The organism is Thalassobacillus devorans MSP14 (assembly GCF_000496835.1).
In the GTDB taxonomy this organism is placed as follows: Bacteria; Bacillota; Bacilli; order Bacillales; family Halobacillaceae; genus Thalassobacillus; species Thalassobacillus devorans_B.
The window spans coordinates 945,935-959,775 of record NZ_KI543236.1; the positions used below are offsets into that span (position 1 = coordinate 945,935).

The window sequence follows — 13,841 nt, forward strand, 5'->3', positions numbered from 1 at the left end:
CCCGTTTTGCCAGCAAAGAAATGTGTAACTTAAAAACGTTCAGGTTTCCTGCCTGGCCGTTTTTTTTATGAAATGTCTAGCTCTGGTTAGAGTTTTATTCAATTATATGGCCGAAAAGTCGAAGACTTGATTTTGAGATATTTGTGGAGCTTAGGGGCGTTTGGGAAGGATTCGCTTTCCAGCTCCATCCCATCCTTTCATGGTAACGGACCCACTATCTCACTATCTCGAAACTGAGTCTTCAGCAATTGGGAGCTTAATTGTAAGGTCCACAATGAGATTTTAAAAAAGCGTTCTGTATGGAAATTAATTTCCATACAGAACGCTTTTTGTTGTAGAAATCTAAGGAAATCACTCTTTTTTCGTTTACCCTCTGTTGATTCCACGATGAGCGTTCGGTGGTGACGCCTGCGGGAACAGCGCGAGCCGAAGCTCCACTTGGTCAAGTGATCTTCTTGACCAAGTTAGCTGAGGCCGTGCCCGCGGCAAGCATCCACCGACAAGCGATTCGTGAGAATCAACAGCAAACGTTGCCAGCCCCTTTAGGTTATAAAGGACTTTTTCAATGGCCTCGGATATACCTCTGAGCTTTTTTCCTCTTAAATTTTATAGTTCCATCGTATGATTCCTGCTTCTTTAGCAGAGTTGAAAGCAATTAGAATCAATGGTCCTAAAATAAAACCCATGATGCCCATCAATTGTAATCCAAGGAACATAGCAATCAATGTCGCCAGCGGAGAAAGTCCGATATGCCGCCCCATCACTTTCGGTTCTACAGTACGGCGGATAGCAAGAAGAAGAACGGCTAAAATTGCTAACTTTGTTCCTGTTACGATATCACCCGCCAGGTACATGTATAACGACCAGGGGGCTAATATGACGATTGAGCCGATAATCGGTATGAAGTCGATGGCCCAAATAATCAGAGACATGATCACTGCCACTTCCGGTGATATGAACAGCAAACCGATAAGGGTGACAATGAAAATAATGATACTGACCAGAAATTGCGCTTTTAAAAATCCGAATACCACATAAGACAATCGACCATTCATAAACTTGACCTTTTCGGAAGTTTCCTCTGTCATATGATCGTATGCTTTCTCTTTCAATCGTGGCATTTCCAGCATGAACAGGAAAAGTGCGATCAGGTATACTAAAAAGCTGACCAGGTATTCAGGGATTTTCGCAAATACTTTGGTAATATTTTCAATCGTTAAATTATTGGTGATCGTTTCACTCAGATTCTTTACATTGCTTTGCATCCCTGCTGTAATCTCAGTAACAAATTCATCGGGAAGATCCTGTGCATAACGGTCGATACTTTCTTCCCAATCCTGTACCATCAGGTTTATTTGTTTCACATAAGCAGGCGCATTTTCCGTCAAATGAGCTACTTGTGTAATGGTTTTTGTCACAACAAAGGTACCCAGGATACTGATGAGAAGCAGGAAAAGCAAAAAAGTTATGATGACGGAGAGTTTTCTCTTCATTCGAAATCGAAACTGCATCATACGAACTGCAGGGTTAAGAAACAATGCAGTAACGAACGCTGCAATCAAAGGAACGGAAACGGGCAGCAGAAAATAGGCCGCAATAATAAATAGTACAGATATAATGATCAGAATCCATTGTCGTTTTGTAAGGTAGCGGAACAATTTGGTTATGTATCTCCTTTCATAATAACACCTATATTTCAAAATATAGCAAAACACAGACCTTTTGAACAGTCATACAGGTTAGCATGTAATAAAAAACCGCAACCTAGCAACTAGGATGCGGCAGTGCAGAGGTTCAGACTGCTTCTTGATGCTTTTTGATGTCTTCTGCAGCTTTAGTGACTAATTTATTGGCACGATCAACCAGATCCTGGGAGAAACCTTCCTGTTCGCCATATTCAACACCATGGGGGTAATAATGACGTCCAAGAAGCGGGGCAAGCATTTTGAAAACACCCGTTCCAGAATCAACCTCCCCCTCGATTGCGTATCCTTGGATACGTACATAGTAAGTAATGTTCTTTTCCGGTGAGCCGATTTTGTAATCGTAAGTAACCCGCTCGTAATCCCATTGACCTCCGCGGATGAACCCCGCTTTATTCAATATATGATGGAGCGGTTTCTGTTTGATGACTAACCCTTCAATCCCTGTAGCTTCCAGTTTCATTTCAAACACCTCGCAAAAATTGTATGTAGTTAAGCTTATCATAGTATGAAATCAAGCATGTTGCAATTCATTATACTATAAATCCTTTACTGTTGCATGCAAACTTTTTCCCTTTTTGGATAAACTACCTGATGTATGGACAGGTTCTACTGTCTTTTTAAGCAAAAAGGAGGGTATATGATAATGAAAACAGTACGTGAGGTCATGACTGGAGAAGTTTCTGCTTGTACAACAGATGATCATTTATTCGATGCCGCCACCATGATGAAAGAAAAAAACGTAGGTGCTGTGCCGGTATGCGGAAGCAACCAGGAACTGCTTGGGATGGTGACAGACCGTGATTTAGTAATCCGCGGTTACGCGAATAAAAAGCCTGGTTCTACTCCGATTCAGGAGGTAATGAGTGACAAGCTCTATCACGTGACACCAGATGCAACATTGCAGGAAGCGAGTAATGTAATGGCTGAACACCAGGTACGCCGCCTTCCGGTCGTGGAACAAGGCAAGCTTATCGGTATGCTTTCCCTTGGAGATCTATCGGTAGACGATATGTCTGATGAAGCAGCCGGAAGAGCGCTGGGAGAAATATCTGAACGTCCGGAATTGCACTAGTCCTGAAAAAACGGTTCTGCTATGGCAGGATCGTTTTTCTTTTCTTATTGTTCTGTAGCCACAGTCATAAATAGTTGCAGTATAGACTATACTGATGATAAAAATAAAGTAGTATCGAGGAAACATCGTGATATTAAATAAGGGAGAGAAGACATGAACTTCATACGCTTCATCATATTGATAATGTTGGCAGCTGGTACCTACTTGCTGGTAACAGGAAATTTCGCTGACGACACTATAGAGGAAGGCCTGAAAAAAGGTAAGGATGCAGCGGGGAAATTAGCAGAAATGCTTGATCAGGAAGAGGAAGACTCTTTTCCTGATGATACTGTTCAAAAGGAAAGCTTATCATTAGAAGGCGATATGTATAAATGGATTGGCAAGGATAAACAATCACTCCTGGATACATACGGGCAACCACAGCGTAAAGACCCCAGTGCCTATGGTTATACATGGTGGGTGTATAATAATGATCCGGAAAAATACCTTCAATTTGGAGTAGAAGACGGAAAAATATCCACCTGGTTTTTAACCGGAGCTGAGGCTGCAGCTGATCCCCTTACCATTGGGGATGATTATCAAACGGTTAAGTCACAGCATGATTTTAAGAAAAAGGTTACCTATAAAAAGGGCATTGAGCACTATACCTTTATTTTATCAAAGGACGACCTCACATCGAGACCTTTAGTACAATTGAGTGACAGCGTATTTGCCCAGTTGTATTTTGATACATTTACAAATCAGCTTTCTTCCATCCGGGTGATGAATTATGAAGTTCTGTTAAAACAGCAGCCTTACCAGGTTTCTTATCGTGGAAAGCTGCCGAAGTCTCCCGTTATCGAAAAGGAATGGAAAGCGATCGAAGCGGCGAGGGAGAAACAAATATTTGATATTACAAACCGATACAGAAGCCGCTTCGGTAAAGAGCGGCTGGAATGGTACCAGCCGGTTGCTGAAGTAGCTTTTAAGCATAGCAAAGATATGCAGGAAAACAATTATTTTTCCCATTATACCCCGGAAGGCATCGGGCTGCCAGAACGCCTGAAAGCAGATGGGGTCACTTACTCCAGCGCAGGTGAAAATATAGCTGCCCAATATCCGGATGCTGCTGCAGCCATGGAGGGATGGCTTAACAGTAAAGGCCACAGGGAAGCATTGCTGCATAATCGCTATTCTCACCTCGGTGTAGGGGTTTATAGGGATTATTATACGCAGAATTTTCTAGTCCCGAGGTGAAGGATCCAGAATATTAGAAAAATGAAAAACTGAGTGATTCCATTCACCGGAGAGGCGGGTATACTGCCCAGTCCTGAACTTCGCTTGCTCATGATCCGGGCAGGCGGGTTCTTTTTTTATTGCTTTTATTCTTCCTCTGTTACTGTCCACCCAGAGTTCAATAACGGACAGGTAGAGGTCCTGATAGTATTTTTCCTGATAGGATGCTGTTCGGACTACCGTTCCTTCCAGCACCGCAGCTTCATTCGTCTTACCTATATCAAGCCATTCCTGATAATAGCTTTCCCGTTCTTTCTTTGTGCGACGGTAAAAATAGAAAATCAGGATAGGGATGACAATCGAGGCGATAAACATGGGATTCCTCCTTGCCTGCGTAACAAAACCGATTCCATGGCATAGGCTATTACCAGGTAATATTTGAAATAAAGGGGTGCAGCATATGGATAGAAACAAGCTTCATCCAAGTGTTGAACAGTTCCGTGAGTTCGTAAATACCCATCCGAAATTGAAAAGCGAGTTACGTAATGACAGAAAGAAACTCCAGGAGTATTATGAAAAATGGCTTTTATTAGGGGAAGATGATCCATTTTTTGATGAATATCGATCAACTCACGATTCAGGTGAAACAAAAAATAAAAGTACGGATAAAAAAGAATGGATGAACCAGTTTGTGCAAATGGTCGATCAGGTTAACTGGGATAATATCAATGGCCATATTCATCATTTGAACGGTGCACTGGGTAATCTGCAGACACTTGTGAAGCAATTCCAGGAAATGAAAACCTCTTCCAAAGGCCATCATTCCAATCAATTTCCGTTTTTAAAGGACTGAGAAACCATGCAACCTGAAAATTATCGCTTTTTACAAGCTGATGAGGAACGCCTTGCTTTCATCCGCCTTAACCCGGAATGGTATCGGAAACTTGCCCGGGATCCCGGGAAGCAAGTACAATTCGATAAAGAAATGAAACGTTTCTTTGGGAAGACCCCGATCCAACGTGTGGAAAAGGTCGGAAACCAGCTGCAAATGATAAATATGCTGATTCAGATGGCAAAGGCGATGAAAGAAGAATAATTATCACGATTTCTTTATCTTTCCACTTTTGTTATGATAGAAGTGGAGGTGAAGCAAATGCTGGCCACGATAGAAATTGTCGATGTGTTGGATTCATCTGAACACATCGGGCAAATGATATTGCAGTCGGATGTCATGGATGCGTATCAAACTGCTAAAAAACAGTTGGAAGAAGATGACGAAGCACAACGCCTGATCAGTGATTTCAAAAAGATCAAAGATCAATACGAAGATGTACAGCGGTTTGGCCGTTATCATCCTGACTATAACCGGATAATGAAAGAGGTTCGTTCCGTTAAAAGAGAGATGGACATGAACGAAAAGGTTGCCGCCTTCAAATTAAGAGAGCGCGATCTTCAAAAACTCCTTGATGAAGTGAGTCAACATGTGGCCTTCAGTGTTTCAGAAAATATCAAAGTACCTCGTGATGGCATGGCCCTGACAGACAGCGGCTGTGGCTGTGGTACTGGCGGCGGCTGTGGCTGTGCTTCCTGATTCAAAAAGGATCTGTGAACCTGATACAGTCATCACATAGATTGCCGCAACAGAACATTTTACGCTGAGGGACCAAAAAACGGACCCTATACACATAGAGCGCCTGGCTTTTGCGAACGTAACTCATCGCAAGGGTCAGGCGTTTTCCTTTCATGGCAGATGCTGCCGCCCGTTTCAGGAGCTCTTCGATATCGGTGCGGGGTGTCTCTTTTAACGGCTTTATATATACAAACGGGAGACCGGTATAGGTCTTTACAGTAAACTTTTCAATGATCTCTGCCTGTTCCATAAATGCGATGAACTTTTCCCATGCGCGTTCATGATCCGTCATACCGTTCCTCCTCTGGAAACCCTGCCTTTATACTATCCTAACTTTCTGTACAGACATTTTCAATGAAGAGGAGAAGTATAGAACAATTGCCTGAAAATTATAATTCTGATACACTTGCTTTAAATGCCTATAAAAGCGAGGAACCAAATATGAACGTGCAACGACAAGGTATGGTCATTTACTTTCAGCACATGAAAAATTTAAGACAAATAAAAAAGTATGGACATTTAATTTATGCATCCAAAAAAAGCAAATATGCCATCCTTTATGTAGATAAGGATCGTCATGAGGAAACAATGGAAAAACTCGAACGGTTCCCATTCGTCTCGAAAGTCGTCCCTTCCTATAAACCAGAAGTCAAGACAGACTACGAAAATGCAAAACCGGATAAAGCAAAGCAATATGACTATAAAATGGGAATATAAAAGAAGCCAGCCGAAAGACGGACTGGCTTCTTTTCATTTATTACAGATAAGCTCCCAATTGCTGAAGACTCAGTTTCGAGAGAAACTGTTTCCGTTACGGTGGTGAGCGTTTGGAGGTCCGGGAAATCACTCGCTTTCCATGGGGGTACGGTGAGCTTCCTCGGGCTAAAGCCCTGCGGGATCTCACCATGTACTCTACTCCCATAGGAGTCTCGCAATTTCCCGGCCCTCCTTGCGTTTGTAAGACTAACGGAAACATCGATATGCGGAACCACCATCTTAACAGCTGAAAAGAGCTTATGTCCTGAATCATTGAGCTTTTCATGCAGAAAATGTGGAAGATATCTTCTCACAACGTAGGGTTCGTTCGTCAAAATATGGATAAGGTGGCGGGGAAACGGTGAGACTCCCGTGGGAGAAGGGGCTAGGCGAGACCCCACAGGTCGTGAAACGGCCGAGGAGGCTTGCCAGCCTCCCCCACAGGAAAGAAACGAATGCGTAATCGCCTTGGGAGACACGACACGCATAAGCAGAACAGCAAAAGGGAAGTGTTTTTTCTTCCCGTTGATGGACTGCTTATGTCGCGAGTGTCTAGGCGATGCAGCTGGAAAGCGAATCGTTTCCCAGCCACCCTTTCCCCTGTCTCGGTAACGAACCCAAATTACTTTGAAACTGAGTCTTCCACAATTCGGCCATATAGTTAAGTAAGCCTGTTATGAAAAGTCAAAGTAATAATCACGAATGGAGCATTAGCTCATCGGCGGGATATAACGGTTCATCCGCAGTATACCGATCAAATGCTGGTAGTATAAAGCCGTTTCATAAAATTCATCCGATGGTTTCACTGTCAGTGGTATAATCGATTTTTCCAGACGTTCTGCCAGAGCTTCGAACATTTCATAACGCTGGGTCTTCTTTTCTTCCGGATCCGGCACGCCCTCCCGGCATATATAAATCGGCTGAAATTTATCACTGCCGGATGGCTCCAGCACAAGCGCCAGGGAAACAACTGGCTGTCCCTTTTTGATCGTTGCAAATGTCATCACATGTTTGATGCGTTCCGACATACGATCTCCAATCGCAATCAACTCGTATAAGTCGGAGGTTCCTTCTCCCAATTCAATGAATTTTTGATTCATCTATTTGCCACCTCATTTTATGTATTATACTTTCGCATTAACTGTAGCATGGAATAGCCATGATGTGAACGGAAAGAAGTTTTCTTCCTGAATGAAAAGGTGGAGAAAAAAATAGGGCTGCCCGGATCGTGTGTGACGACATTGCCTTTAGGCATATATCGACTTTCGCACAAGCGGACAGCCCGTCTTTTTGTTTCCGATTGGAGAAACAAAAAGCAAAGGGAGAGGAGAAACCGGAGGAAGGCTTATGGGGATGTAAGCCTTCTCCGTCTTCTAAAGCAGTAAGCCATTGCCTCCTGCTTCATTGGTTATTATGAACCCTTCCTTTTAAATTTATACAACAAACTTCATGAATTTATTGTTTTTAAAGGAAGTTTCACGAAAAAGACAGTTTGTGGTAGGATAATGGAGAATGATTCGACAACTTATTATCAAAATGTGAGCTGTAGTTAATGATACAGCCTGTCAGATGGCTGTATTTAGAGGAGGGGATACATATGAGAGTGATTGCAGGTGAGCATAAGGGAAGACAACTTCGCCCAGTCCCCAACCGGCTTACCCGGCCTACAACTGATAAAGTGAAGGAAGCGCTGTTCCAAATCATCGGTCCCTTTTTCGAAGGTGGCCAGGCCCTTGATTTGTTTGCTGGAAGTGGGGGATTAGGAATCGAAGCGATCAGCCGTGGCATCGACCATTGTGTCTTTGTCGATAAGCACCCGAAAGCCATTCAGACAATCTATGACAACGTGAAAGCTCTGAAACTGGAAGAGCAGACAGAAGTGTTTCGTACCGATGCTTTCCGTGCAATGAAGGCAGCGGGAAAACGCGGCTTGAGCTTTGACTTGATATTCCTTGATCCGCCATATAAGAAAGTTTCCTATGAAAAGCTTGTCGAGGGTATCAGGGAACATGAGTTGTTGAAAGAAAAAGGAATGATCATCTGCGAGCATGATGCTGATGAACACCTACCTGAACAACTGGCAGGTATTCCACTTTTCAAACATGAAATCTATGGTGGTACAATTGCCATCAGTATATACCAGTAAGGAGGATCCAGAATGACACGACTTGCCATTTGTCCAGGCAGTTTCGACCCGATTACATATGGACATCTCGATATCATCCAAAGAGGTGCCAAAGTTTTTGACCATGTCATCGTCGCTGTGTTCAATAACCAATCGAAAGCCCCACTATTCGATGTGGAAGAACGAAAGACACTGATCGAAGAAGTTACCAGGGATATGGAAAACGTTTCTGTTGACTCTTGCGGAGGGTTATTGATGGAATACGCCCAGAGCAAGAATGCCCAGGCGATTTTACGTGGCCTTCGAGCTGTGAGTGATTTTGAATATGAAATGCAGATCACTTCCATGAATAGAAAATTGAATGAAGAAATTGAAACCTTCTTCATGATGACCAATAATCAGTATTCCTTTTTAAGTTCCAGCATTGTCAAAGAGGTGGCTAAATACCAGGCGTCTGTTTCTGACCTGGTACCTCCACCTGTCGAAGCTGCCTTAAAGGAAAAATACTTAGGTTAGTGGTACGTAATAAAACCTGCCAGTCCTATCATGGCAGGTTTTATCTTATTTTAAACGATGGGACGATTTCCGTTGGTTCCAAATAATAAGGCATCCTGTCATCAGACTTGCAATTGTGATCAATGGACCATACGAGGATAACTGTTCTAAAATGTCCATCGCCCAATTGTGGGCACCCGCCTTTGACAAAACCGGCACTGCTCCCGATGACCCTTCTGATTGGGACAAGTATAGGGGATGAAAAAGCAGGATGCATAATATGCTTGCAAACACCCCGTGCATCAGCCGCCCGATAAAATAGGGAAGGAAACGTACATCCGTTTCGGCAAGTATGCTAGCCACCTGTGCCTGGACGGAAAAACCATTGAACCCCAGGATGAAGCTGACGGCAATAGCTGCAAAAAGCATCTCTGTTCCGGATTGTGATATCATCTGAGAACCCATAGTGATTTCCATCAGCCCTGAAAAGATAGGGATGCTCAAGACTTCAGGCAAGTGAAGCAGTGCCAAAAGAAAAGTGAAACTGGCAGCGATAACTTCGGTGATACCCGTGACAAACAAAAGTTTGTTCAATACGGAAAATATGATGATGAAACCACCAATCATCAACAGTGTTTGTAAAGAAGATAGAACGGCATCTCCGAACAATTTCCCGAAAGGGCGCTCGTCCTTTATACGAGTTTTATGAAGTTCGTAGAAGGCGCGTCTCAGGGAAAAACCTTCTGAACTTTTTTTAGAGATTCCAGTGTCTTTTCGACAGTAAAAGCGCATCACAAGACCGACCATTGTATTGCCGGCATAGTGGCTTGCTGCAAGCAGAATGCCAAGGGAAGGGTCATTGAAAAAGCCGACAGCTATTGCTCCGAAAATAAATAAAGGATTGGAAGCATTCGTGAAGGAAACCAGCCGCTCTGCTTCAATACGGGATAATTGTTTTTCCTGACGAAGCCTTGCGGTTATCTTGGCGCCTGATGGATAGCCGCTCGCCATTCCCATCGCCCATACGAAACTCCCGGAACCAGGTACATTAAATAACGGGCGCATGATCGGCTCAAACAAAACACCGATGAAGGTAACCACCCCGAACCCGATCATCAATTCAGAAATGATGAAAAAGGGCAGCAGGGAAGGAAAAACGATTTCCCACCACATGTTCAATCCCCGGATGCTGGCGGATAAGGCCTGGTCTGGGTATTTGATTAACAATATAGCGAAAATAATGGTGAATAGGGCGAGGATGAACGATTTCACTTGTGATTTCATGTCCGCCTCCTTATAAGAAAAGCATTCAGATTCCTGTACTTCTATTTTTATACGTAGTAGAATGTTTACAATTAAGACAAGCATACGTTCGTCTTTTAAAGATATGCACATAGTGCCTTCAGATATGCCATAAAATAGAAGTAAATACCATCAGGGAGAGATCATAAGTGAAGCGTCCAACGATCGGTCTGGCTTTAGGTTCAGGTGGAGCAAGAGGCTTTGCGCATTTGGGAGTGTTGAAAGCCCTGCATGACCATCACATTCCTGTCGATTTGATAGCGGGCAGCAGCATGGGGGCGCTGGTAGGCTCTTTTTACGCAGCAGGCCAGAAAATCGAGGATTTATATAAGCTTGCCGCTACTTTCAAACGAAAGTATTACCTCGATTTCACCGTTCCAAAGATGGGTTTTATCCAGGGGAAAAGAATCAAAGAATATATTCGCTTGTTCACATACCATAAGAATATAGAAGATTTTGTTATTCCGATGGGTGTGGTGGCTACTGACCTTTTTGCTGGCACGAAACGGGTCTTCATGACCGGGAACGCCAGTGATGCAGTCCGAGCGAGCATCAGCATACCCGGGATTTTTGTACCTGAAAAATTAGACGGTCGCTTGTACATAGATGGCGGGGTCATTGATCGTGTTCCTGCATCGGTGGCAAAAGAAATGGGAGCAGATCTGGTGGTTGCCGTAGACTGTGCCCAATTCAGCGGCGATGCTGATATTAATTCTATTTATGATGTCATTACACAAAGCATTGATATCATGCAGGATGAACTGGTCACTCACTTGGGAGTTTCGGCGGATGTCATGATTCAGCCGGATGTATCACGGTTCAGTACCAGAGCATTCACCGATATTAAAGAAATCATCGAAGAAGGGGAGAAGGCTGCAACTGCCCAAATCAGTAACATCAAGGGCCTTTTAGCCAATTGGAAGGAGTCTTAGCATGAGATTAAGCAGACGTTATATTATCACTGCAATCATTACGGTATTATTAGCTTTATTTTTAGGCGGCTACCGGTTGCCTTTTTACATTTATAAGCCTGGAGGAGCAGAAGAGCTCAATCCTGTAGTGCAGGTAGAAGGTGCTTATGAAAGTAAAGGGGAGATGCACCTTGTAACGGTAAGAGGAGGACAGGCTACACCGATCCAGTATCTGTTAGCAAAAGTCAGACCGTTTCATCAGATATACCCTCTGGAAGATATTCGTCCGGAAGGAGTTTCAGAAAATGAATATTACCATGCTCAGCTGCAAATGATGGAGACATCACAGGAAGCGGCTCAGGTTGTGGCTTATGAAGCGGCAGGTAAGGACATAGAAATCCAATATGAAGGTGTCTATGTGATGAACTTGCTGGATGGCATGCCTGCAAAAGATAAATTGAAACCTGGTGACCGAATCACCCGGGTGGATGATAAGAAAGTCACTCAATCCAGTGATTTGGTCGATTATGTAAAAAAGATGGAAGAAGGAGACTCGGTTAAGCTGACCATCGAACGGGATGGAGAGGAAATGGTCAAGGAAATTGAACTTGCTCCTTTTCCGAATCAAAAAGATAAGGTTGGAGTCGGCATTACGCTTGTTACAGACCGCAGTATCGATGTCAATCCAAAGGTTAAGTTTAAAAGCGGAGAAATTGGAGGTCCAAGCGCCGGTTTAATGTTCTCTTTGGAAATCTATGATCAGTTAACGAAAAAGGACATTACCAAAGGTTATACAGTAGCTGGAACAGGAGAAATTAATTATGAAGGCGAAGTGGGAAGAATCGGTGGAATCGATAAAAAAGTGGTAGCAGCTGATAATGCTGGTGCAGACATTTTCTTTGCTCCGAACGAAGAAGGTAAGGAAGGGTCCAATTACCAGATCGCTCAGAAAACAGCAGAGAAAATTGAAACAGACATGGACATTGTGCCAGTCGATACTTTCCAGGAAGCATTGGACTATCTGAAACAAAAAAAGCCAAAGGAATGAAAGTAAAAGGAGCTGATCAACCCCAAAGTTGATCAGCTCTTTTTGAATTCATCTTTTTGCATGGATACGAAGCGGCGGCTGCAGTTCCTGCTTTATCATTTCAGATTTAAGTGGAGATAGCAGCACGCTGTAGTAAGCATTTGCCGCTCGTTCATCCACTGCAAGCAGCTGCTCATCCAGCTGTTGGATTTGATTGATGAATGGAACCTCTGCGTGCTTTCTGGCTTTTTTCAAGTACTCCTGACCGGTCGCATTCATTCCTAATATCCGTACATAGGGTACTTTTTCCATGGATAAAAGTGATTGTGCTTCTTCCGCTTTGTTATTGCATAAAAGGTGGGTAAACATTCGCTGCAGCCTGGTCCACGTATACCGTTTGGTCTTCATACCCTCCATTAATTCCTGAAAAGAATTTGCTTGTTTAGCTACTCGTTTCAGACGATTCTCCAATCCTTCTTCAACAGTATGGATGGTGCGGAGTTCCTGTTTGCTCATCGTCAGGATACGATAGTGTAAAAATGGAAAATAAAATTCCCAATGGTGCCACATGCCGGTTTTGTGTTTATAATCCAGCAGCATATGTTGCGTACTCTCAGGCAGTGTCCCGGCGGCTTCTTCCGTCATATTCGCCTCTCTGAGCAGCTCCTTCCGGATACTGGTCGCACTTGCGATATTTCCGGTAATGTTTTCGTCATGGTAGTCATTATTTATACGCTGGATCGTCGTCGCTTTAACATCTGGAGCATAGTTCCTCAATTGTTTGACATAACTAAAACCAAGGATATTATTCGGTTTCGATAAGTCCACTTCCCCTTCGGTAAGCCCAATCGACTGATAAGCGGATCTTGCCGCTTCCGGGAAGGAGCGGCCTGCTGCCAATCCTTCGTGGAGGGAAGCGTCAAATGATTCCTGGTGATTTTGGTATACGTCAGCTGCTTTTGTAAAGCTCTCGATATTGCCGTGTTCACTTCCGAAGCATAAGGCGTCAATGCCGAGTTCTTTTAATGTCATTATTGCACCTTTACTGAATAGATCGCTGTGCTCGACGGCAAACAGAGCAGGCAGCTCGATCACTAAATCAATCCCCGATTCTAGTGCTGCCCGGGCTCTCGACCATTTGTCAGTGATGGCAGGTTCGCCTCGTTGCAGAAAAGGTCCGCTCATGACTGCAATCATACAATCAGCATTTGTTTCATGTTTGGATTGTTCTAAATGATGAAGGTGGCCGTAATGAAATGGGTTATATTCGACTACCAGTCCACATGCTTTCATTGGCATCGTTCCTTTCTAAGTATTCGGTTCTGTTAAAAGCTGTTGTTGATTTTTTCATAAGATACTTATTCAACAATATGGCCGGATTAGGGAAGACTTGATTTCGAGATATTGTTGAAGTTGAGGGGCTTCGGGAAACGATTCGCTTTCCGTGGGCGTGTGCTGAGTCTCCTCAGGCTTCGCCTTGCGGGGCCTCACCTATCACTCAGCTCCCACAGGAGTCTCACCGTTTCCCTACGCCCTTTGCCATAAAAAGCACTCGAAACCATACTTGACGAAACCTCACTATGATAATTTTGAAAGAAAACG

17 protein-coding genes are annotated in these 13,841 nt (G+C 43.6%); 10 read left to right on the forward strand and 7 right to left on the reverse strand.

All coding sequences use genetic code 11. From position 1 onward, the window contains the following. Positions 1-599 precede the first annotated feature (599 nt). Both ytvI and P855_RS0105690 read right to left on the reverse strand, forming a co-directional pair. The gene (gene ytvI, locus P855_RS0105685) at positions 600-1,658 is read right to left on the reverse strand and encodes a sporulation integral membrane protein YtvI (RefSeq protein ID WP_028782654.1); all 1,059 of its coding nucleotides are present in this window, start codon (positions 1,656-1,658) and stop codon (positions 600-602) included. A 136-nt stretch (positions 1,659-1,794) separates the two neighbouring features. Next, positions 1,795-2,166 carry a YugN family protein gene (locus P855_RS0105690; protein ID WP_028782655.1) on the reverse strand — a complete coding sequence of 124 codons (372 nt, stop codon included), beginning with the start codon at positions 2,164-2,166 and terminating at the stop codon, positions 1,795-1,797. A gap of 183 nt (positions 2,167-2,349) precedes the next feature. On the opposite strand from P855_RS0105690, the gene P855_RS0105695 reads away from it, so the two are divergent. After that, positions 2,350-2,778: a CBS domain-containing protein gene (locus P855_RS0105695; protein ID WP_028782656.1), complete on the forward strand. Its 429-nt coding sequence runs from the start codon at positions 2,350-2,352 to the stop codon at positions 2,776-2,778. A 153-nt stretch (positions 2,779-2,931) separates the two neighbouring features. Further along, on the forward strand, positions 2,932-4,014 hold the full coding sequence (locus P855_RS0105700) for a CAP domain-containing protein (protein ID WP_028782657.1): 1,083 nt from the start codon (positions 2,932-2,934) through the stop codon (positions 4,012-4,014). Here P855_RS0105700 and P855_RS0105705 read toward each other — a convergent pair. Continuing rightward, entirely contained in the window at positions 4,000-4,368 is a 369-nt protein-coding gene (locus P855_RS0105705; RefSeq protein ID WP_028782658.1) for a hypothetical protein, read from the reverse strand. The genes P855_RS0105700 and P855_RS0105705 overlap by 15 nt on opposite strands. An 85-nt stretch (positions 4,369-4,453) precedes the next feature. Here P855_RS0105705 and ylbD point away from each other — a divergent pair, with 85 nt between their 5' ends. Genes ylbD through P855_RS0105720 form a run of 3 tightly spaced genes read left to right on the forward strand, consistent with a single transcriptional unit; the run spans position 4,454 to position 5,584 of the window. Further along, entirely contained in the window at positions 4,454-4,846 is a 393-nt protein-coding gene (ylbD, locus tag P855_RS20575) for a spore coat protein YlbD (RefSeq protein WP_051353102.1), read from the forward strand. A 6-nt stretch (positions 4,847-4,852) separates the two neighbouring features. Continuing rightward, positions 4,853-5,089: a YlbE-like family protein gene (locus P855_RS0105715; protein ID WP_028782659.1), complete on the forward strand. Its 237-nt coding sequence runs from the start codon at positions 4,853-4,855 to the stop codon at positions 5,087-5,089. A gap of 57 nt (positions 5,090-5,146) precedes the next feature. Continuing rightward, a complete protein-coding gene (locus tag P855_RS0105720; protein ID WP_028782660.1) occupies positions 5,147-5,584 on the forward strand; it encodes a YlbF family regulator in 438 nt (145 codons plus the stop codon). A 1-nt stretch (position 5,585) separates the two neighbouring features. Here P855_RS0105720 and P855_RS0105725 read toward each other — a convergent pair whose 3' ends face one another. Next, entirely contained in the window at positions 5,586-5,915 is a 330-nt protein-coding gene (locus P855_RS0105725) for a hypothetical protein (protein WP_028782661.1), read from the reverse strand. A 149-nt stretch (positions 5,916-6,064) separates the two neighbouring features. On the opposite strand from P855_RS0105725, the gene P855_RS0105730 reads away from it, so the two are divergent. Continuing rightward, positions 6,065-6,340, forward strand: a complete 276-nt coding sequence (locus tag P855_RS0105730; RefSeq protein WP_028782662.1) for a YlbG family protein — start codon at positions 6,065-6,067, stop codon at positions 6,338-6,340. A 749-nt stretch (positions 6,341-7,089) separates the two neighbouring features. Here P855_RS0105730 and P855_RS0105740 read toward each other — a convergent pair. Continuing rightward, positions 7,090-7,479, reverse strand: a complete 390-nt coding sequence (locus P855_RS0105740; RefSeq protein WP_028782664.1) for a DUF7147 family protein — start codon at positions 7,477-7,479, stop codon at positions 7,090-7,092. 497 nt (positions 7,480-7,976) lie between these two features. Here P855_RS0105740 and rsmD point away from each other — a divergent pair, with 497 nt between their 5' ends. Both rsmD and coaD read left to right on the forward strand, forming a co-directional pair. Then, entirely contained in the window at positions 7,977-8,525 is a 549-nt protein-coding gene (rsmD, locus tag P855_RS0105745) for a 16S rRNA (guanine(966)-N(2))-methyltransferase RsmD (protein WP_028782665.1), read from the forward strand. Positions 8,526-8,537: 12 nt separating this feature from the next. Beyond that, positions 8,538-9,020 carry a pantetheine-phosphate adenylyltransferase gene (gene coaD, locus P855_RS0105750; RefSeq protein WP_028782666.1) on the forward strand — a complete coding sequence of 161 codons (483 nt, stop codon included), beginning with the start codon at positions 8,538-8,540 and terminating at the stop codon, positions 9,018-9,020. A 45-nt stretch (positions 9,021-9,065) separates the two neighbouring features. Here coaD and ylbJ read toward each other — a convergent pair whose 3' ends face one another. Further along, complete coding sequence (gene ylbJ / locus P855_RS0105755) at positions 9,066-10,283, reverse strand: sporulation integral membrane protein YlbJ (RefSeq protein ID WP_028782667.1); 1,218 nt, start codon at positions 10,281-10,283, stop codon at positions 9,066-9,068. A gap of 167 nt (positions 10,284-10,450) precedes the next feature. On the opposite strand from ylbJ, the gene P855_RS0105760 reads away from it, so the two are divergent. Next, a complete protein-coding gene (locus tag P855_RS0105760) occupies positions 10,451-11,233 on the forward strand; it encodes a patatin-like phospholipase family protein (protein ID WP_028782668.1) in 783 nt (260 codons plus the stop codon). A 1-nt stretch (position 11,234) separates the two neighbouring features. Then, positions 11,235-12,260, forward strand: coding sequence for a SepM family pheromone-processing serine protease (locus P855_RS0105765; RefSeq protein WP_028782669.1), 1,026 nt, complete (start codon positions 11,235-11,237; stop codon positions 12,258-12,260). A gap of 48 nt (positions 12,261-12,308) precedes the next feature. Here P855_RS0105765 and P855_RS0105770 read toward each other — a convergent pair whose 3' ends face one another. After that, entirely contained in the window at positions 12,309-13,532 is a 1,224-nt protein-coding gene (locus P855_RS0105770) for a nucleotidyltransferase (protein WP_028782670.1), read from the reverse strand. Between the last annotated feature and the right edge of the window lie 309 nt (positions 13,533-13,841).